Origin of the sequence: Pontibacillus chungwhensis (assembly GCF_030166655.1) — a bacterium.
Lineage (GTDB): Bacteria > Bacillota > Bacilli > Bacillales > BH030062 > Pontibacillus.
This window is the reverse complement of record NZ_CP126446.1, coordinates 1,744,989-1,766,213: the sequence shown is the minus strand read 5'-3', so window position 1 is coordinate 1,766,213 and position 21,225 is coordinate 1,744,989. Positions and strand designations below refer to the sequence as shown.

Here is a 21,225-nt window from a genome sequence, read left to right as displayed (position 1 = left end):
ACAAAATAAACCTAAAAAAACCCTGACCAAAATGGTCAGGGTTTTAATATATGAAAATTAAACTGTGTGAATTGGTTTACCAAGAGCCACTTCTGCAGCTTCCATAGAGATCTCACCAAGAGTTGGGTGAGCATGGATTGTAAGAGCTAAGTCTTCTGCAGTCATGCCTGTCTCGATCGCTAAGCCTAGCTCAGCAATCATGTCACTAGCGTTAGCACCAGCGATTTGAGCACCAATTACAAGACCGTCATCTTTACGTGTTACAAGTTTCAAGAAGCCATCTGTGTTATTAAGAGAAAGCGCGCGACCGTTCGCAGCGAATGGGAACTTGGCAGCTTTCACGTCATAACCAGCGTCTTTTGCTTCTTGCTCTGTATAACCAACGCTTGCAAGTTCTGGTTCAGAGAACACAACAGCTGGGATACCATGGTAATCAATTTCTGCTGCATGACCACTGATTGCTTCAGCTGCAATCTTACCTTCGTAAGATGCTTTGTGAGCAAGTGGAGGTCCAGCAACGATATCACCGATAGCGTAGATGTTGTCTACATTAGAACGACACTGCTTATCAATTTTGATTAAACCTTTATCGTCCATTTCCACACCAGCTTGTTCTAAGCCAAGCTCGTCTGTGTTAGGTTTACGACCTACTGTTACAAGAACGTAGTCAGCATCAACTGTTTGAGTTTCACCTTTAGCTTCGTAACTTACTTTTACGCCGCTATCTGTTTCCTCAACACCTTGAGCCATAGCATTTGTAACGATGTTAACACCCTTGTTCTTAAGGTTCTTTTTAACAAGCTGACGCATTTGTTTTTCGAAACCTAGAAGAATGTCGTCTTGACCTTCAAGGATTGTAACTTCTGTACCGAAGTTTGCATATGCAGTACCAAGTTCAGTACCGATATACCCACCACCGATAACAACCATTTTCTCAGGAATCTCATCAAGGTTAAGAGCACCTGTGGAATGGATAACACGTTCGCTGTATTTGAATGTAGGAAGCTCGATCGGACGAGAACCTGTTGCAATAATACAGTTGTTGAACGTATACGTTTGAGCATTCTTTTCGTCCATTACACGTACAGTGTTTTTGTCTACGAAGAATACTTCACCTTTTACGATGTCTACTTTGTTACCTTTAAGAAGGCTTTCAACACCGCTAGTCAGTTTGTTTACAACTTGGCCTTTCCACTCTTGGACTTTAGAGAAATCAACAGAAACATTTTCTGTTTTAATTCCCATTTCGTCAGCACCTTGAGCGTGCTCATAGCGGTGACCAGCTTGGATAAGTGCTTTAGAAGGGATACACCCAACGTTTAAACACACACCACCAAGATTACCTTTGTCTACGATTGTTACGTTTTGACCTTCTTGAGCGGCACGGATCGCAGCTACATAGCCACCAGGTCCAGCACCGACAACAAGTGTGTCAAGTTCGATTGGAAAATCTCCTACTACCATACGATTACGCCTCCATCATGATTAGTTGTGGATCGTTCAGTAAACGTTTGATTTGGTTCATTGCATTCTGTGCAGTTGCACCATCGATTAGACGGTGGTCAAAGCTTAGAGATAAAGCAAGAACCGGAGCTACGACTACTTCGCCATCTTTAACAACTGGTTTTTCTGCAATACGGCCAATACCAAGGATTGCAACTTCTGGGTGGTTGATAACTGGAGTGAACCACTGACCACCAGCAGAACCAATGTTAGTGATTGTGCAAGAAGCGCCTTTCATCTCCTCACCTGATAGTTTACCATCACGTGCTTTTCCTGCCAATTCATTGATTTCAGAAGAAATACCAAAGATTGACTTACGGTCAGCATCTTTAACAACTGGTACTACAAGACCTTTGTCTGTGTCTGCAGCAATACCGATGTTGTAGTAATGCTTATGCACGATTTCTTGAGTTTCATCATCAAGAGAAGTATTTAGAATTGGATACTTCTTAAGTGTAGAAACTAGCGCACGTACAACATATGGAAGATACGTAAGTTTGATATCTTGATCTGCAGCAACTTGTTTGAACTTCTTACGGTGAGCAACTAGCTCAGTTACGTCAACTTCGTCCATAAGCGTAACGTGAGGAGCTGTTTGCTTAGAGTTAACCATTGCTTTAGAGATCGCTTTACGCATACCACTCATTTTCTCACGAGTTTCTGGATACTGACCCTGAGGTGCAGCCTGAGCTTGAGTTCCTGCTTCTTCTTGAGCTGGAGTTTCGTCTGCTTCTGCTGCTTCAGTCGCTTGACCGCCGTTTAGATAAGCATCAATGTCTTCTTTAAGCACACGACTGTTTTTACCAGACCCAGATACTTTCGCGATGTTTACGTTGTTTTCACGAGCGTATTTACGAACAGATGGCATTGCAATAACGCGCTTGTCGCTTGCTTCGTCATCTTGTGCAGCTGGTTCTTGTCCTTGATCGTTTTGAGCAGATTCTTCTTTAGGAGCCTCTTCTTGCTTCTCCTCTTCTTTAGAACCTTCATCAGAACCACCCGTGTTGTCTTCATAACCAGGTGCGTCAAATGTAATAATAACCGTACCTACAGTTGTAACTTCACCTTCGTCAACGTGAACGTCTGTTACCGTACCATCAACTGGAGAAGGGATTTCTACAACTGCTTTATCGTTTTGGACTTCGCAAAGAACATCGTCTTCTTTAACTTCGTCACCTTTTTTTACAAACCATTTTGCGATTTCGCCTTCGTGGATACCTTCACCGATATCCGGTAGCTTAAATTCGTAAGCCATTATGATTCCCTCCTATCGTGGGTTGGATTAAAAGTTCATTACTGTGTTTACTTTGTCAAGGATGTCATTATGGTTTGGTAACCAAACTTCCTCAGCTGAAGAGAATGGATAAACTGTGTCAGGTGCTGCAACACGTAGAACTGGAGCTTCTAGGTGTAGAATCGCACGCTCTTGAATTTCAGAAGCTACTTGTGCAGCGATACCCGCTTGCTTTTGAGCTTCTTGAATCACTACAACACGGTTTGTTTTCTCAACGGATTCGATGATTGTTTCATAATCTACTGGGCTTACTGTACGTAAGTCAATTACTTCAGCGTCTACGCCGTCTTTTTCTAACTGTTCAGCTGCTTTAAGTGCAGAGTGAACCATAGCACCGTATGCTACTAGAGTAACGTCTTTACCTTCACGTTTAACGTCAGCTTTTCCAAGATCAATCGTGTACGCTTCTTCAGGTACTTCCCCACGGAATGAACGGTAAAGTTTCATATGCTCAAGGAAGATAACTGGATCATTGTCACGAATAGACTGAATCAGAAGTCCTTTCGCATCATATGGAGTTGATGGGATAACAACTTTTAGTCCAGGCTGTTGTGCCATAAGTCCTTCTAAAGAGTCTGCGTGTAGTTCAGGTGTGTGTACACCACCACCGAATGGAGAACGGATCGTTACAGGCATGTTATAAGAATTACCAGAACGGTAACGGTAGCGTGCCATTTGACCGCTAATTGCGTCCATTACTTCAAATACGAAACCAAAGAACTGAATCTCAGGTACCGGGCGGAAACCTTGAAGTGCAAGACCAATTGACATACCGCCAATACCAGACTCGGCTAGTGGTGTGTCAAATACGCGATCTTCGCCAAAGTCAGCTTGAAGACCTTCAGTCGCACGGAATACTCCGCCGTTTTGACCAACGTCTTCACCGAAGATTAGCACGTTTTCATCATTTTTAAGCTCTGTGCGCATTGCATCAGTAATAGCTTGGATCATTGTCATTTGTGCCATGGCTTACTTCGACTCCTTTTCTTTATATTCTTCCATTTGATCTTGTAAGTTCTGTGGAAGTTCTTCATGCATTAGAGAAATAAGGTCAGTAACCTTTTGTTTAGGTTGCTCGTCTGCTTTCTTAATAGCAGCTTTGATTTCTTCTTTTGCGTTTTCAATTACTTCGTTTTCTTTCTCTTCAGACCATAGGTCTTTAGATTCTAAGAATTTACGGAAGCGAACTAATGGGTCTTTCTTTTCCCATTCGTTTTCTTCATCTTCAACACGGTAACGAGTAGGATCGTCACCAGCCATTGTGTGTGGACCATAACGGTACGTTAATGTTTCGATAAGAGTCGGACCTTCGCCGTTAATTGCACGCTCACGAGCATCTTGTGTAGCTTTATAAACAGCAAGTACGTCCATACCGTCAACCTGCACACCTTCAATACCTGCAGCAACAGCTTTTTGAGCAATTGTTTGAGCAGCAGACTGCTTTTCAACAGGGACTGAGATTGCATAGCGGTTGTTCTGTACGATGAAGATTGCAGGAGCACCAAATGCACCAGCAAAGTTCATACCTTCATAGAAGTCACCTTGAGAAGCACCACCGTCACCTGTGTACGTTACAGCAACGTTTTTCTTACCGCGCTTCTTCATACCTAGTGCAACACCAGCAGTTTGTGTGATTTGAGCACCGATGATGATTTGAGGGCTTACTGCATTAACATCGCCCATTTGGTTACCGTGGAAATGACCACGAGAGAATAGGAATGCTTGGTAAAGTGGAAGGCCATGCCAGATTAACTGAGGCACATCACGATATCCTGGTAGTAAGAAGTCTTCTTTCTCCATAGCAAAGTGACTTCCTAATTGAGAAGCCTCCTGTCCAGCTGTTGGAGCGTAGAATCCTAAGCGACCTTGACGGTTTAACGCAATAGAGCGTTGGTCAAGAATACGAGTGTACACCATACGGCGCATTAACTCTTGTAAATCTTCATCCGAAAGTTCAGGCATAGCGTCTTGGTTAACAACTTCGCCGTCTTCGTTTAAGATTTGAAACGTTTCAAATTGGTTTTCAACATTTTCGATCGTTCGTTTCAAAGTTCTTCACCTCTTCCTTTCTTATCCAATATTAAAATTTACTTTTATTAGCTTTCCCAAAAGCTAAAAAAATGTGTACCGAATTTGCTCTTATAATGTTTACCCTCGCAACGAGGAACATAATCGTTTTATAGCAGCTTAAATAAGTATCTGTTTCATACGTCTGGCAAAAAGTAATGGTACAACTTTTTCAACACTTAGTAGTTTAGCTCATGAATAACTATTTCGTCAAACACTTTGTTCCCACTACCGAATAATTCGATTTTTAACTATAAACGAATTTTATTAAACCAAATGCTCCCATATCTGTATCAGTTTTATTTTATCACTGTATCAATAACAGTTTCTTGCATTCCTTTTAAGGTTTACGCTCCTGCTCCTTTAATGGCATAGAAAAAGCTGTCCTTATAAGGACAGCTTATTGTTCGTCTTTCTGATCTTCATCTGATTGATTGTCGCTTGATTCTTTATCTTGTTTTTCTTCTGAAGAATCATCAGACGAGTCAGATGGTTGTTCATCTTCTGAGGAAGACTGATCAAAATCGATATTTAGATCGGCTACTTCGTAAAACTCTTTTTTCAATTCGTTATACTCTTTTGTTAGTTTGTTAAATTGATCGTTTTTCTCGATAACCGTTTCATAACTCTTGTTGATCTTGTTAACTTGTTCTTCTAGTTTCTCTTGTGTAAGTTCTTTGTCTTGGAACATGGTATAAAGTTCTTGATCAAGCTTGTTGGATTCTTCATATGCATTATAGAATTCCTGATAAGCTTCGTAGCGTTTGTTGAACGCATCTACCATCTCTTTTGCCTTCTGTTGAGCTTCTTCAGCCTCCAGGTCTTCAATAAGAGATTCTACATTATCGAATTCTTCCTTAGCTGACTCTATACTTTCTTTCTCAACTTCAAGCTTTTCCTGACGTTGTTCAACAACCGACAACGCTTCTTCGGATAATTCTTTGATCTTGTCAAAGTCTTTCATACCAAGGTTAATAATTTTGTTGTAAAGTTCAGTTTCTTGTTGCTCAAGCTGAACTAGTGGATCTTGCTGGTCCTCAAACGCATCTTCTAATGTCACAGCTTGTTCTAGATGGTCATATATTTTTTCAGCAGCAGATGGACCATTATTACACGCAGTGAGAAGGACAGCAGATAATAACAATACAGAGATTAATTTTCCTAAGCGCAATGTGTATTTCCTCCTTAAGGCGTTTCATTCTCCCGGAATTGGAAGAATCTTCACCAGTATATCATATTCATTAAGCAAAAAGTTACAAAACTGTTACAACTATGCATAGAATCTTATAGAATGATTCTTTGGTACTTTATGCAGTAATTAAGTAATCATGCCTCTGATGATGCTAAAGTTCCATAGTACCCTTTAAATGTGGTACACTATACATTATGAACAAGCTAGAAAGGATTGTGTAAAATCTTATGATAACGATGGATGATATTGTTCGCGAAGGACACCCGGTTCTACGCGAAGTAGCAGATGAGGTTACATTACCTCCTACTGAAGAAGAACAAAAAACGTTAGAAGAAATGCTTCAATTTATAAAAAACAGTCAAGATGATGAGCTTGCAGCACAATATAACTTACGCGCTGGCGTTGGACTTGCTGCACCGCAGATTAATGTAGCCAAAAGAATGTTAGCCGTCCACTTCACGGATTTCGATGATAAACTGTACAGCTACGGTCTTTTTAATCCAAGGATTGTTAGCCACTCTGTTGAAAAAGCATACTTATCATCAGGTGAAGGATGTCTATCCGTTGATCGCGACGTGCCAGGTTACGTTCCACGTTATGCACGAATCACCGTAAAAGGTACGGACCTTGAAGGCAATGAAGTGAAACTTCGTCTTCGTGGAATGGCATCAATCGTATTCCAACATGAAATCGATCATTTAAATGGCATTATGTTTTATGATCATATTAATAAAGATAACCCATTCCAGGAGCCGGAAAACGCATCTGTTATTGATTCATAATAGAATGGTGCGTTACCAACCTATTACAACAACCCTATAAGTGACTGCTCATAAACGTCCTGGAACTTTTCAGGGCGTTTTTTTACTAGAATAACTACCTTTCCATGTAATCCCCGTCTCATGTAAAATTAAACCCTTTTCATAACAAAGGGATGATCTGAACTATAATCATCAACTAAAACAAAAAGAAGCACCTTGTTAAAGGTGCTTCCACTCATTCATCTTCTAATAATCCAACTAACCTAAACCCATGAGATAGCCCATTTTCATCAACATTTTTCGTCACATAATTTGCTACAGCTTTTATCTCGTCTGAAGCGTTGCCCATAGCAATTCCATTTGCTACAAACCCTAGCATTTCACGGTCGTTTAAGCCATCTCCAAATGCGTACGTGTGCTGTTGGTCTACGCCTAACGCATTCATGAAATGCTTGATTCCTTCTGCTTTGGAACCGCCCTCTGGAATCACATCAATAGAATAATCATGCCATCTAATAAAATCTAGCTGACGAGGTTCTTCCTTGTACCTATCTTCTTCACCATGCTTACAAAATAGCAGGGCTTGATAAATGGATTTGCCTTTATAAAATTCGGGATCGATTTCAGGATAAGGTAACTTCAAGCTTCCAATACTATCGGTAATGTGCGTGTGATCACTTTCAGATGCTCTCATACCCGCTTCGTTCAAGAATACCATTGGGTGTCCCGATTGAATGGCTTGATCATACAGCGCCTCTAACTCCCCCTCTAGTAAAGGGTTCTCATAGATTACGTTCCCTTCATGGACCACATATTGACCATTAAAACTAATATAGGAATGAATTCCGAGCTCTTCTCTTAAATCTGCAAACATAAATGGAGCTCGCCCTGTTGCAATAGCTACCTCTATCCCTTTTTGCTGCAGCAGTGCTATAGACTTCTTCGTTTCTTCAGGGATTTTTTTATTATGATCGACAATGGTGCCATCAATGTCAAGAAACACGAGTTTGTTGCTCATGATGTTTCCCCCTTTGCTTTTTCCTCTTTTCTTGAGCCAAATATACGCCCATTAATACGAAAGCTAGACCAACCACCATACTTACCTTGATTCTCTCCTCCAGAAAAATAGATCCCCATAACAAAGCTGTGACAGGCACAAGATAGGTAACCATAGTAGCAAATTCAGCAGAACCTTTTTGGATCAGGTAATAGAAAATGTAAATACCCAGGCCAGATCCAAATGCTCCAAGACCTATTAATGAACCAAAAATAGACGGGGTGGTGACTAAACTCCAATTCATAGTACCACTAATACTAGTAAATATGAATGCGTACATAGCAGAGAAGGTTAACGTAATAGCGGCTACAGTTACTGCCGATACATCATTTAGATTTTTCTTTATGTACTGAGATGAAAATCCGTAGCAGATGGCAGCTACTATCATGGTAAGTGTACCGGCTAATCCATTTCGAACAAAACCGACCTCTCCCGGGTCCACAAGCACCATGATTCCAATGAAACCAATAGCAATGCCAAACCATTGCCTCCCTCTGATCCGAACTCCAAAGAATAGTAATCCTATGAGTCCCGCCCATAATGGCGTTGTTGCATTTAAGACAGATGCCAAACTCGACGTGATGGAGGTTTCACTTAAAGCAATAAGCCCCCATGGTAAAGCATTATTCGTAAGACCAACTAAAAGGAGCGACCCCCAAGGAAGCTTCGACAATGTTTGCTTGCCTTCAAAAGCATAAATCCCCCACAACACGACAGCACCAAATGTACATCTCCAGAAGACCACTTCCCATACAGACATAGATGAGACCAGCACTTTAATAAATAGAAAAGATGTTCCCCATATAAGGGAAAGAGTAAATAACCCTACATACAATCTTTTCATCTTTCTCCCCCTCCCTAAACCCTTTAAATGTAAAGGAATATTCACCCAATTTCAATCGATTAAAATAATCTCTGAAAAACACCCGTAAAGAACTATTTTATAGAGCATACTACGGAAAAGAATAAGAAAAAGTAAAATTCTCTTTAACCTATCTATTCAATTCTCGCTTAAAAGGTACTATACTAGAGACAAGAGGGATATGGTCGGCTAAACGTTTTTTTACAGCTTTTCTTCGTATAAGGAAAGGAGTTGTATGACATAATGTTAAAACGTTTGAAGAAAAAGCTTAGAAATCGTTGGAAAGATATCTTGAGTCGAAAATTATATGCTTAAGCTTTCACTTTATGATGCGGTGGATTACTACAATCTCTTAGCTAAAACATTCTATTGTTACCATATAGGTGCAAAACGTGCTATTATATTTACAGGACAAGAATACGGAAATTACTAGGAAGTTAGGAGAGATTTATAATTATGATCTTTAAAGTATTATTTCAAGAAAGGGCTGAAGAAGCTCCTGTTCGAGAACGAACCAAGAGTCTCTATGTAGAAGCAGAAACAGAACGTGAAGTACGAACAAAACTGGCCGATCGCAATATCAATATTGAATATGTTCAAGTGTTAAATGAAGAGCACTTAGAATATGAACAACAATCTGAAGATTTCCAAGTGGAGAATCTTTAACTCATGAAATTTGTTAAAAACGACCAAACCGCTGTATTTGCACTAGGCGGTCTAGGTGAGATCGGTAAAAATACGTACGGCGTGCAATTCCAAGACGAGATCATCCTGATCGATGCAGGAATTAAGTTTCCTGAGGATGAGCTTCTAGGAATTGACTACGTTATCCCAGACTACACTTACTTAGTGCAAAACCAAGATAAAATTAAAGGGTTATTCATTACCCACGGCCACGAAGACCACATAGGCGGGATTCCATATTTGCTTCGCGAATTAAATATCCCGATCTACGGTGGCAAATTAGCGATCGGATTAATTAAGAACAAGTTAGAAGAGCATGGTCTTTTACGAAATGCGAAACTTCATACCATCCAAGAGGATGAAATCGTTAAATTCCGTAAAACGTCTGTGACATTCTTCCGTACGACTCACAGTATTCCTGACTCCTATGGTATCGTTGTAAAAACCCCTCCAGGGAACGTTGTTCACACTGGAGATTTCAAGTTCGACTTTACGCCTGTGGGCGAGCCTGCAAATCTGCAAAAGATGGCAGAGATCGGAAAAGAAGGCGTGCTTTGCCTTTTATCTGACAGTACAAACAGTGAAATCCCTGATTTCACACTATCTGAAAGTCGCGTAGGCGAAAGCATTAACGATATCTTTACGAAAGTAAAAGGTCGTGTAATCTTTGCAACCTTCGCTTCGAACATCCACAGGCTACAACAAGTTGTAGAAGCATCCGTTCAACATAATCGTAAAGTAGCTGTTTTTGGACGTAGTATGGAATCCTCTATTAATATTGGAATAGAATTAGGCTATATTAACGCTCCAAAAGATACGTTTGTAGAGCCATCACAAATTAATCGTCTTCCTGCACATGAAGTTACGATTCTATGTACGGGTTCTCAAGGTGAGCCAATGGCTGCATTATCACGTATCGCAAACGGCACACACCGCCAGATTCAAATTATGCCAGGAGACACTGTAGTATTCTCCTCTTCCCCTATTCCAGGGAACACCGTAAGTGTAAGTCGTGTTATTAACATGCTATATCGTGCTGGTGCAGAAGTTATTCATGGTCCATTAAATGACATCCATACCTCTGGTCATGGTGGTCAGCAAGAGCAAAAACTCATGCTGCGTTTAATTCAACCGAAATTCTTCATGCCAATCCACGGAGAATTCCGAATGCAGAAACAGCACGCTAAATTAGCTCAAGAAATCGGAATGGACCCAAGTGATTGCTTTATCGCAGACAACGGTGATGTTCTTGCCCTTGGTAAAGATAATGCTATGATCGCTGGTAAAATTCCATCTGGCTCAATCTATGTAGATGGCAGCGGAATCGGTGATATTGGTAACATCGTTCTTCGCGATCGACGCATCCTTTCTGAAGAAGGACTTGTAATAGTTGTCGTAAGCATTAATATGAAAGAATTCAAAATTGCTTCAGGACCTGACATCATATCCCGCGGGTTCGTTTACATGAGAGAATCAGAAGACCTTATCAACGAAGCTCAAAAAATTGTTTCTAAGCATCTTGATAAAGTTATGGAACGACGCACAACTCAGTGGTCTGAGATTAAGAACGAAATCACAGACACCATCGCGCCATTCCTTTACGAGAAAACGAAGCGTAAACCAATGGTCTTACCTATCATTATGGAAGTGTAAGATCCCCTCTTAAACGGTTTATAATAAACCAATTATGTCATACAACAGCCCCCATCCTTTTGGATGGGGGCTTTCTTTATATAATCCGAGAAAACATATATCCAAATATCAACAAAAAAGTACAGAGCTATGTAAGCTCTGTACTTTTTTAAACCCTTAATTCAATAAGCGTTTCGCTCCTGTTTTCAAAGGAGGAAGTTCAATTTTTCCGCTTTCAAAGAATTCTTTAATTAAATACTCCGTGTAGTGAACGGCTTGTTCATACCCAATATTACCTGGTAAAGGAGCCTGATCTTCAATAGTTACATCGATAATCGCTGGCTTATCAGATAAAAACGCTTTTTGCATAGCCGGTTCAAGGTCTTCTCGTTTATCAACACGATAGCCTTCACCACCACAGCTCTCTGCAAACTTAGCGAAGTCCATATCACCAAGTTCTGTCGCATAATGAAGATGACCCATGGCCTCTTGTTCATATTGAATCATCCCGATCTTACTATTATTCAGGACGATCACTTTGAGTGGAAGCTTATACTTCACAGCTGTAATAAAGTCTTGCATGTTCATCGCAAAACCACCGTCTCCACAGATCGCAATGGATTGACGATCCGGATAAGCCATTTGACCAGCAATAGCTCCAGGTAGCCCACATCCCATCGTAGCTAGCCAACCTGAAATAATCATTTTCTGACGAACCATTGATAGATACCTAGCGACCCAAACCGTAACATTTCCTACATCACTTGAAATAATAGCGTCCTCAGGCATCACTTTCTCTAATTCATACATTACTTGAGGGCCGTTTATAGGATCTGTATGTTCACGCTTTTGCATTTGCATGCTAATGCGCCATTTCTCCATTTGCTTTTGATATTTTTCTAAATGATCCTGATTGTCTTTTGTTTCAATATGATCATTTAACCAGTGCAATGTATCAGCCGTTCGTCCTGCCAAACCAATTTGCACAGGATAGTGTTTCCCGATTTTACTCGGGTCAACATCAATCTGAATGGCTTTCGTATTTTTAGGAAGAAAATCTCGGTAAGGGAACGATGTACCGATGAGTAATAGTAAATCAGCTTCCATAATAGCATTATAGGCTGGCTGAGTCCCAATCTGTCCATGTTGCCCCATGCATAGTGGATGATTGTCTGGCAGAACTCCTTTTGCAAGCAACGACAGGATAACCGGTGAGTGAATCGTTTCCGCAAATTTCACTAATTCATCCTGAGCATGTGCCGCCCCTTTACCTGCCAGGATAACAGGTTTTTTAGATTGGGCTATCGCCTCTTTCGCTTCCATAAGAGACTTTTCAGAAGGAAAAACTTCAGTTTTCGCATGCACAGGAGAAGTTAGCTTCTCTTCATATTTTTGCTTTACAGCAGAAAGATCATCTGGAATCACTAGTACGGACACACCGTTGTTAACATAGGCTTCCCTTAGAGCTTGGTTGACCAAATCAGGTAATTGTTCCGCACTCTGAACACGTTTATTAAATACAGCCACTCCGTCAAACATACGCTCTAGATTCTCTTCTTGGAAAGCACCTGTACCTACTTCATCACTTGGTACTTGTCCAACTAAAGCAAGGACAGGAGCCCGGTCAGCTTTGGCATCATAAAGGCCATTTACCAAGTGAGCAGCACCAGGGCCCCCAATGGATAAGCAAACTCCAATATTGCCTGTTAACTTGGCATAGGATGATGCTGCAAGTGCTCCTACTTCTTCGTGACGTACTTGAATGAATTTCAGGTCTTCCTGACGACTTCTGAGATCATCCATTAGTTCGTTTATGGAATCACCAGGCATTCCATAAATATGGTCGATCCCCCAATCATCTATAAGTAAATTTGTAACGATTTCTCCAGTTCTCTTTGCGAACATAGCGATTCATCCTTTCTAAGTACAGTACCTTTATGCTATGCCCGTTATGAGGATATAAGAAACTTTTTTATGATAAAAAAAAGACAGCACTCCAGATAAGAGTGCCATCCTCTTCAAAATTTTTATGATCATTAGTCATCGTCTTCGACCACAAGGTTTTTCTCAAAACGAGAGATATCCTTATCTTCTCCGATAATGATTAGAACATCTCCTTCTAAAATAACTTCTGAAGCAAGTGGAGATACATTAATTTCTTTGTTGCGTTTAATACCTACAACGTTACATCCATAACGAGCACGGATATCTAAGTCAACAAGCGTATTGCCAATCATTTTCTCGCCTGCTTTCACTTCCACAACAGAATGGTCATCAGATAACTCCAAATAATCCAAGACGTTATTCGATATGATGTTATGAGCAATCCGTTTCCCCATATCCCGCTCAGGGTGAACAACCTGGTCTGCCCCGATTTTATTTAAAACTTTTTCATGGTAGTCGTTTTGAGCCTTTACAGTGATCTTCTTAATTCCAAGTTCTTTCAACATCAGTGTGCTAAGAATACTTGCTTGAATATTGTCACCAATCGCAACGATGACGTGATCTATATTTCGTATTCCAAGTTCTTTTAATACGTTCTCATCTGTTGAATCAGCTATGACGGCGTGAGAGGCGATATCTTTGTATTCATTCACCTTATCTTCATCGACGTCTATCGCCAATACTTCCATTCCTTCACGGCTTAGTTCTTTACAAATACTACCGCCAAATCGACCCAGGCCAATTACAGCATACTCTTTCTTCATGCCAGTTCCCCCAATCTTTCACTTTACCTTTCATCATATTACCACACAACGTTTAATAAAAGAAAGATTGTGTAGATGAGTAAAGAAAGAAATGGATCAATGGGTAAAACTGTCTCATAAAAAAGGACGAAACCGGTTTGATTTCGTCCTTCATGTAAAGCATTATTTCTTCCCCTTCACATACTCTGCATCAAATAAAAACATACGCATGAGCATGATTAAGGAAGGTATGAGCAATAACAGTCCAGCAATAAAGACAATCACTAATGCCAGACCCATTGTTTCATTCGTAACCGAACTTTCAATAGTAATAAAAGGTTCTAATAGATATGGTAGATGCCCTGCTCCATAACCGAAAAAGGCAAAGAAGAATTGAAACATCACAAATATAAACGCTAGTCCATATCGTTTTTGTTGATAGATCAATAATAGCGCGCCTAAGAAAAAAGCTACACTTAAACCAAACATCCACCACAAATCAAGCATATTTTCAAAGTGGCGATGGTTATGCTGGCTCATTGCAATGAAGGTCGTTAAACTTGCAATGATTGTAGGAGAACCCCAGAACAGGGTGTATTTCCTCATCAATTCAAGCGCAGGTTGATCATTTGCTTTTGAAGCATAAAAAGTTAAAAATGCTGCACTAATAAACAAAACAGATACAATCGCTAAAAAGACAACGCTCCATGAATATGGACTTGTTAACAATTCACCCGTTAATAGGCGTACCCCATTATCCGTTTCCTCTATAAAGCCACCTTCTGAGATGGTCATAGCTGTTGAGAGTGAGGCCGGAATGAGTAATCCTGTGGCGCCATATAAAAACATGAAGACATTACTCTTTTTAGACCCATAGTTTTCAAAAGCGTAAAATGATCCTCGAATAGCTAATAACACAATGGCAATACTACCAGGTATAAGAAGGGACTGACCAAAATAATAGGCTGAATCAGGGAAGAAACCGACGAGCCCCACGAAAAAGAAGACAAAGAACACGTTCGTAACTTCCCATACAGGTGATAAATAGCGACTAATAAGTTGGTTAATGATGTGGTCTTGTTTGGTGACTTTCGCATAATAAGCAAAGAAACCTGCCCCAAAATCCACAGATGCTACGATTAGATAACCATATAAAAAGATCCATAAGACTGTGATCCCAATCATTTCATAGCTCATTTAAGATCCCCACCTTTCTCTACCTGAGGATACCGTTTTTCTAACTCAAGTTCGGCAGGATTGTGTTTGAACATTTTCCTTAGTACAGATACAGCCCCTATACCAAGAACGATATATAAAGCTAAGAATAATAAGAACATCCACCCAACATTAGGAGAGGTAGTTGCTCCTTCTGCTACCTTCATAAATCCTCTCAGAATCCATGGTTGACGACCAACTTCTGCAAAGATCCAACCAAATTCCACTGCTAACATCGCTCCTGGACCATTAATGACAATCAACCAAAGTATCCATTTGTTGTGTTGATTCCATTTCTTAATCTTAGTTAATAGCAGATACAAGAACGATACTCCTAAGGCATACATGCCAAGCATCACCATTAAATCAAACATATAGTGAATCCAAAGTGGTGGTGTTTCATCTTCAGGAAACTCATTTAGTCCTGTTACTTCACTATCAAAAGATCCGTGTGCTAAAAAGCTCAAGGCATTTGGTAATCGAATAGCATTTTGTACTTCATTATCCTCATTTAAGGTACCAAATACAACCAGGTCTGCTTTCTCTTCTGTTTCAAAGTGCCATTCAGCAGCAGCTAATTTCTCTGGTTGTTCATCTGCAAGGAATTTAGCAGACAAATCCCCCGCCACTGCTGTCATGATCGCGAATATAAAAGTCGCTACCATCGTAAGCTTTAAAGCTTTTTTATGATAAGCTGACGACTTCTTCTTTAAAATAGCAAAAGCAGCGATCGCTGCTAATATGGCAGCTGACGTTAAGTAGCTTGATGTCACCACGTGGAACACCTTTGTTGGTGTAGCCGGATTGAACATCGCTGCAAGTGGATCAACGGAGGTTAACGTTCTGCCTTCTAATTCAAACCCTTGAGGTGTATTCATAAAAGCATTGACCGTTGTAATAAAGAAGGCCGACATGGTCGATCCGATAATAACAGGTATAGAGAGTAACCAGTGATAGATCGGATTCTTAAAACGATCCCACGTATATAAATAAGCCCCTAAGAATATAGCTTCAAAGAAAAAAGCAAAGGTTTCCATAAACAGTGGCAGAGCAATGACATTTCCCGCAACTTGCATAAAGCTAGGCCACAATAATGAAAGCTGTAATCCAATAGCTGTCCCCGTTACAACCCCGACAGCTACTGTAATCGTAAATCCTCGTGTCCAACGTCTTGCAAGCAGCGTGTAGTTAGGGTCTTTCTTTTTAATTCCCACAAATTCCGCAATCGAAATCATAACAGGAATCCCGACACCTACCGTGGCAAAAATAATATGGAAAACCAGAGTTAAGCTTGTTAACATCCGGCTCATCATGGCACTATCTAATTCCATTGTGCCTGACCCCCTTCATGTATTAAACCATTTGGTTCATTTATCGTTATGGGCTCTTTACCCTATTTCCAATGTAGTTATAGTATAAACCCTCATTCATTTTCTTTGGGAATGTACGAATGACAGTTTTGTGACATATTTCACAAACTCATTTATTAAGAGTGATCTCCATAAAAAAACTCTAACCTAATGAGGTTAGAGTTTCTTTGTTACATAGCATCGAGCATCTGGAATTGTGTTTTAACGAGCTCAAAGTATTCCCCTTTGAGCTCCATTAACTCACTATGATTGCCTTGTTCTAAAATACGTCCATGCTCTAGCACAATAATATTGTCAGAATCACGAATCGTAGATAGACGGTGAGCAATTATAATGGCTGTTCGCCCTTTTAATAATCGGTTCAATGCGTTTTGAATTTTCACTTCTGTCTCTGTATCAATGGACGAAGTTGCTTCGTCTAATATCAAGATTTTCGGATCCGCTAGTAAAGCACGCGCAAAGGATAACAGTTGACGCTCTCCGGCAGAAAGAATATTCCCACGCTCTTCTACCTCTGTTTCATAACCATTAGCGAGACGTTGAATGAAATCATCCGCACCTACTACTTTAGCAGATTCCATGACTTCTTCATCTGTAGCATCAGGGCGTCCAAAGCGAATGTTCTCCATAATCGTACCAGAGAAGATAAACGTATCTTGAAGAACGACACTAATTTGCTGACGCACACTGTTTAACTTAACGTTTCTTAAGTCATTTCCATCGATCTTAACTGATCCATCAGTAGGATCGTAAAAGCGGCTAATCAGATTAGCGATTGTGGACTTCCCGCTTCCTGTATGACCTACAAGCGCTACAGTTTGACCTTGCTTAATCTCTAGGGAAATATCATGTAAGGCTACACGATCCTCATCATATGAGAAACGAACATGATCAAATTCAACATGACCTTTCATATCTGGCAGTTCTACTGCGTCTTTCCGATCTTCTACATTCGGTTCTTCATCTAAGAATTCAAAGATTCGTTCTGAGGCAGCCATGGCCATAAGTAGTTGATTATACATCTGTCCGAGTCTTGAAATAGGCTCCCAAAACATTCCTAAAAACGTAGAGAACGTAACAAATGTACCAACCGTTATCTGGTCGTTAATAATTAAAAATGCACCATATGAGATCAGGATGACCGTACCAACCGCATTACTCATCTCAACGAACGGTCGGAACATAGCACTTTTCTTCGTGGCATTCCGCCATGATTCAAAGTTATCACTATTTACCCCATTAAAATATTCCGTGTTTTCTTTCTCCTGAGAGAATGATTGGGTAATGCGAATCCCCTGAATGCTTTCATTTAAGTGAGAGTTTAGACGGGATTGCTGAATTCGTACATCTTGCCATGAGCGCCTGATGTTTCGGCGTAGTTTTGTTGAAATAAAAACCATGATTGGCAAGATGACCATGATTGCTAGTGCAAGTTTAGGACTTAATACAAGCAAGATCACGACAATCCCTACTAATGTAACAACATCCATTAAGAGGTTAATGATTCCGTTTGTAAAAAGCTCTTGTAATGAATTGATATCATTCATAATTCGAACAAGAATGGAACCTGCTGATCGATTATCAAAGAACTTGTGTGACAATCGTTGGACGTGTGAGAATAAGTGCTTCCTTAAATCATAAATGACGTTCTGTCCTAATATATTCACCCATTTAATCCGTAACGTATTCCCTATAAAACTTAATATATATAAAATAGAGATACCGATTACGAGTTGAATAAGTAAATTGGTATTTTCCTCTTCAATTGCAAGATCAATCGCAACTTTACCAATTAATACAGGTACAATCAGTCTTACGATCGTTGATATAAACATAGCAATGATCGCGGCAGGGAGCAGTTTTTTTGAGTATGGCTTTAGATACTCTAGCATTCTCCCCATCTGCTGCCAGTTAAAAGGCTTTTCAATGGCCTGATCTTGCGTATATTTAAAACGCTCGAGATGAGGACTTTTATATTCTTGTTTCGGTGCTTTCGCCATGTCTCTCCCCCCTTATCCTTGATTAGAAGCTTGAAGAATCGCTTCTTTATCCTGGTATTGAATATCATAGATCCGTTGATATGGACCTCCGTTGTCTAACAGTTCGTCATGGACTCCACGCTCGACTATTCGACCGTCTTCTAGTACTAGAATCTCATCCGCGTGTTTTAAAGAGGAAATACGGTGCGCAATGATAAAGGTAGTGCGGCCTTCCATAACCTCTTTTAATGCTTTTTGGATTTGAAGTTCTGTCTCCATATCAACAGCAGACGTTGCATCATCGAGTACAAGAATACTCGGATCAATTAAAATCGCACGAGCAATGGCTACACGTTGCTTCTGACCACCTGAGAGCCCCATGCCTCGCTCCCCTAGCAATGTATCGTATCCATTTGGCATTTCTAGAATAAAGTCATGGGCTTGTGCCCTTTTTGCTGCATCAATAATATCCTCCATTGACGCTTCTGGATTCCCATAAGCAATATTCTCTTTAATGGTAGTTGAGAATAAGAAGGACTCTTGTAAAACAAATCCGATATTACTTCTTAATTCTTTAAGCCCGTAATTTTGAACAGGTCTTCCATCTACTAATACCTGGCCTTTTTCCGGCTCATAAAAGCGAGTGATCAGTTGGGTAATACTCGTTTTCCCTGAACCTGTGGCTCCGATTAATCCAACGGTCTTCCCTGGAGGTGCATCAAAGCTAATATCTTTCAAGGCCGAATCATCATCTTCTTCATAAGATAATGTCACGTCCTTAAAGGTCACATGCCCGTTCAGACGTTTTTGACGGATGGCCTCTGGAATTTCTTGAATATCCTCCGATGCCTCTAGAATCTCTAATAAACGTTCCCCTGAAGCTTTGGATTGAGAGAATAAGTTAATTACGAACCCAAAGTTCATAAGAGGTCCTAAGATGTACCAGATCAAGTTGAAGAAGGCGACAAGGACACCAATTGTCACTTCATCCTGAATATACAGATATCCACCAAATCCAAGTAAGGCTACTACACTTATATTCCCGATAAATTCCATTAACGGGAAGTACTTAGCCCATATATTTGAGGTGGACAAGTAATTTTGACGGTAATCATCATTCTTATCCGTGAATCGACCAACCTCAAAGTCTTCTCGTGACAATGATTTCACCGTATTCATGCCACTGATATTCTCCTGAACACGAGTATTCAAGCGACCAAATGCCTTCCGTATTCCTCTGAAAGCTGGGTGGACGCGTTTATCAAAGCGATAAACCACCACCGCTAAAAACGGCATCGATGCCATCGTGACTAATGCAAGTGGAATGGAGTAATAGAACATGACGCTTAAGCTAATGACAATTAAAGATACAATTCGAATAAATTCCGAAAATCCGAATGATAAAAAGAAACGAAAAGCCTCAACATCCGCTGTCAGACGAGACATCAAATCCCCTGTTCGCGCATTATCATAATATCGAAATGGTAAACGTTGAAGTTTCTTATATAGACCATCACGTAACGTGTAAACCGATTTAATACCAAACAAATCTCCTAAGTATTGTTGAATATAAGTCGCTACTCCTTTTAATAGCATAAGTCCAAAGAAAATAGCAGCTAAATATGGTATAAGATTATATCGTTCAGGTTTAACGATATCATCTATGGTGTACTTCAGTACGATTGGATAGACAACCGTAACCCCTGTTACAATTAGCAGAAATAATAAGGAAATAAAGAAATATCGCTTGAATGGCAAGTAATACATTTTTAACTTTTTAAACGTATCCAAATTGACCCCTCCTTTTTGATGTAAAATTTTTCACGTACATATAAATATATCGGGATCCGAAATAAATTTCCACCCATTTGACTTATTTTTTTGAAAATTTTTATTTCAATCTCCGTCCTTACCCTCCTCCTCCCTTAGATCTTGTTTCTCAACTAAAAAGATCGAGTCATTAACTCTTGACTTAGGCCAAGTGAGAATAGAGGCTCAATTGAACCACTTTCTATTTGATGGAATCTACCACCTTAAGGTATGATAGAAAACGTATTAAAAAAATTGTACTGTTTATATCGAAAGGAGTATACGATGTCTGATTTTCTAAATGATATTGACTTTGTCAATATAGCAACTATTGCCATGAAAATTGTACTTGTCTTACTTGTGTACTTAATTATTTCTCCGATTGGAAAGAAGCTTATCCAACGCTCTCTTTATAAAGCGGGAAATAACCAAAAGCTAACGGAAGCTAGAGCGAAGACATTAGAAAAGCTCATGATTAATATTTACTCTTACGTATTAGGTTTTATCCTTATTGCAACAATCTTTGGCCTTCTAAGTATTGACCTTGCTCCATTAATTGCTGGTGCTGGAATCATTGGTCTGGCTATTGGTTTCGGAGCTCAAGGGCTTGTGAGTGATGTCGTTACGGGTTTCTTCCTATTATTAGAGAAGCAAGTTGAAGTGGACGAATATGTAACAGCTGGTGGTATGAATGGCGTAGTCGAAGAGATTGGTCTACGTACAACAAAGATCAGAAGCTTTGATGGTACATTAAACTTTGTACCAAACCGTCATATCTCTACGGTTAGCAACCATTCACGTGGAAACATGCGTGCGCTTGTTGATATTGGAATTGCATATGATGAGAATATCGATGAAGCTATGGTGGTTCTTCAAAAAGTATGCGATGAGTTTGCTCAAAACGATGAACGTTTCAAAGATGGTCCGAATGTTTTGGGCGTTCAGAGTCTTGGCTCTTCTGACGTTGTTCTTCGCGTCTTAGGTCAAACGGAAAATATGCAACAATGGGCTGTAGAACGTGACCTACGTAAACGAATGAAAGAAGCACTAGATGAAGCAGGAATTGAAATTCCTTTCCCACATCAAGTTTATATTGAGAAAAAAGAAAGCTAA

At 40.0% G+C, this 21,225-nt stretch carries 17 protein-coding genes; 4 read left to right on the top strand and 13 right to left on the bottom strand.

The window, feature by feature from the left end:
• Positions 1 to 57: 57 nt before the first annotated feature.
• The 5 genes from lpdA to QNI29_RS09135 form a co-directional block, all read right to left on the bottom strand.
• A complete protein-coding gene (gene lpdA / locus QNI29_RS09155; RefSeq protein ID WP_231416198.1) occupies positions 58 to 1,464 on the bottom strand; it encodes a dihydrolipoyl dehydrogenase in 1,407 nt (468 codons plus the stop codon).
• Between the two features lie 4 nt (positions 1,465 to 1,468).
• On the bottom strand, positions 1,469 to 2,758 hold the full coding sequence (locus QNI29_RS09150) for a dihydrolipoamide acetyltransferase family protein (RefSeq protein WP_231416197.1): 1,290 nt from the start codon (positions 2,756 to 2,758) through the stop codon (positions 1,469 to 1,471).
• 27 nt (positions 2,759 to 2,785) lie between these two features.
• Complete coding sequence (locus QNI29_RS09145) at positions 2,786 to 3,763, bottom strand: alpha-ketoacid dehydrogenase subunit beta (protein ID WP_231416196.1); 978 nt, start codon at positions 3,761 to 3,763, stop codon at positions 2,786 to 2,788.
• A 3-nt stretch (positions 3,764 to 3,766) separates the two neighbouring features.
• Positions 3,767 to 4,846 carry a pyruvate dehydrogenase (acetyl-transferring) E1 component subunit alpha gene (pdhA, locus tag QNI29_RS09140; RefSeq protein ID WP_231416195.1) on the bottom strand — a complete coding sequence of 360 codons (1,080 nt, stop codon included), beginning with the start codon at positions 4,844 to 4,846 and terminating at the stop codon, positions 3,767 to 3,769.
• A gap of 418 nt (positions 4,847 to 5,264) precedes the next feature.
• Positions 5,265 to 6,035, bottom strand: coding sequence for a YkyA family protein (locus tag QNI29_RS09135; RefSeq protein ID WP_231416194.1), 771 nt, complete (start codon positions 6,033 to 6,035; stop codon positions 5,265 to 5,267).
• Positions 6,036 to 6,283: 248 nt separating this feature from the next.
• On the opposite strand from QNI29_RS09135, the gene def reads away from it, so the two are divergent.
• Positions 6,284 to 6,838, top strand: coding sequence for a peptide deformylase (gene def, locus QNI29_RS09130; protein ID WP_231416193.1), 555 nt, complete (start codon positions 6,284 to 6,286; stop codon positions 6,836 to 6,838).
• A gap of 214 nt (positions 6,839 to 7,052) precedes the next feature.
• Here the strand turns inward: def and QNI29_RS09125 are convergent, their stop codons facing one another.
• Positions 7,053 to 7,835, bottom strand: a complete 783-nt coding sequence (locus tag QNI29_RS09125; RefSeq protein ID WP_231416192.1) for a Cof-type HAD-IIB family hydrolase — start codon at positions 7,833 to 7,835, stop codon at positions 7,053 to 7,055.
• Positions 7,810 to 8,718, bottom strand: coding sequence for a DMT family transporter (locus QNI29_RS09120; protein ID WP_231416191.1), 909 nt, complete (start codon positions 8,716 to 8,718; stop codon positions 7,810 to 7,812). The genes QNI29_RS09125 and QNI29_RS09120 overlap by 26 nt, the downstream gene beginning before the upstream one ends.
• 474 nt (positions 8,719 to 9,192) lie before the next feature.
• Here QNI29_RS09120 and QNI29_RS09115 point away from each other — a divergent pair, with 474 nt between their 5' ends.
• Both QNI29_RS09115 and rnjA read left to right on the top strand, forming a co-directional pair.
• Positions 9,193 to 9,402: a DNA-dependent RNA polymerase subunit epsilon gene (locus tag QNI29_RS09115; protein ID WP_231416190.1), complete on the top strand. Its 210-nt coding sequence runs from the start codon at positions 9,193 to 9,195 to the stop codon at positions 9,400 to 9,402.
• Between the two features lie 3 nt (positions 9,403 to 9,405).
• Positions 9,406 to 11,073 carry a ribonuclease J1 gene (gene rnjA / locus QNI29_RS09110; RefSeq protein WP_231416189.1) on the top strand — a complete coding sequence of 556 codons (1,668 nt, stop codon included), beginning with the start codon at positions 9,406 to 9,408 and terminating at the stop codon, positions 11,071 to 11,073.
• Between the two features lie 156 nt (positions 11,074 to 11,229).
• On the opposite strand, the gene QNI29_RS09105 is transcribed toward rnjA, so the two are convergent.
• The 6 genes from QNI29_RS09105 to QNI29_RS09080 all read right to left on the bottom strand — a co-directional run bounded on the left by QNI29_RS09105 (position 11,230) and on the right by QNI29_RS09080 (position 20,094).
• Complete coding sequence (locus tag QNI29_RS09105) at positions 11,230 to 12,957, bottom strand: pyruvate oxidase (protein ID WP_231416188.1); 1,728 nt, start codon at positions 12,955 to 12,957, stop codon at positions 11,230 to 11,232.
• A 131-nt stretch (positions 12,958 to 13,088) separates the two neighbouring features.
• Positions 13,089 to 13,760, bottom strand: coding sequence for a potassium channel family protein (locus QNI29_RS09100; protein WP_231416187.1), 672 nt, complete (start codon positions 13,758 to 13,760; stop codon positions 13,089 to 13,091).
• A 162-nt stretch (positions 13,761 to 13,922) separates the two neighbouring features.
• Positions 13,923 to 14,936, bottom strand: coding sequence for a cytochrome d ubiquinol oxidase subunit II (locus QNI29_RS09095; protein ID WP_231416186.1), 1,014 nt, complete (start codon positions 14,934 to 14,936; stop codon positions 13,923 to 13,925).
• Complete coding sequence (locus tag QNI29_RS09090; protein WP_231416185.1) at positions 14,933 to 16,285, bottom strand: cytochrome ubiquinol oxidase subunit I; 1,353 nt, start codon at positions 16,283 to 16,285, stop codon at positions 14,933 to 14,935. The genes QNI29_RS09095 and QNI29_RS09090 overlap by 4 nt, the downstream gene beginning before the upstream one ends.
• 209 nt (positions 16,286 to 16,494) lie before the next feature.
• Positions 16,495 to 18,324: an ABC transporter ATP-binding protein gene (locus QNI29_RS09085; protein ID WP_231416184.1), complete on the bottom strand. Its 1,830-nt coding sequence runs from the start codon at positions 18,322 to 18,324 to the stop codon at positions 16,495 to 16,497.
• 12 nt (positions 18,325 to 18,336) lie between these two features.
• On the bottom strand, positions 18,337 to 20,094 hold the full coding sequence (locus tag QNI29_RS09080; protein ID WP_231416183.1) for an ABC transporter ATP-binding protein: 1,758 nt from the start codon (positions 20,092 to 20,094) through the stop codon (positions 18,337 to 18,339).
• Between the two features lie 303 nt (positions 20,095 to 20,397).
• Here QNI29_RS09080 and QNI29_RS09075 point away from each other — a divergent pair, with 303 nt between their 5' ends.
• Positions 20,398 to 21,225, top strand: coding sequence for a mechanosensitive ion channel family protein (locus QNI29_RS09075; protein WP_231416182.1), 828 nt, complete (start codon positions 20,398 to 20,400; stop codon positions 21,223 to 21,225).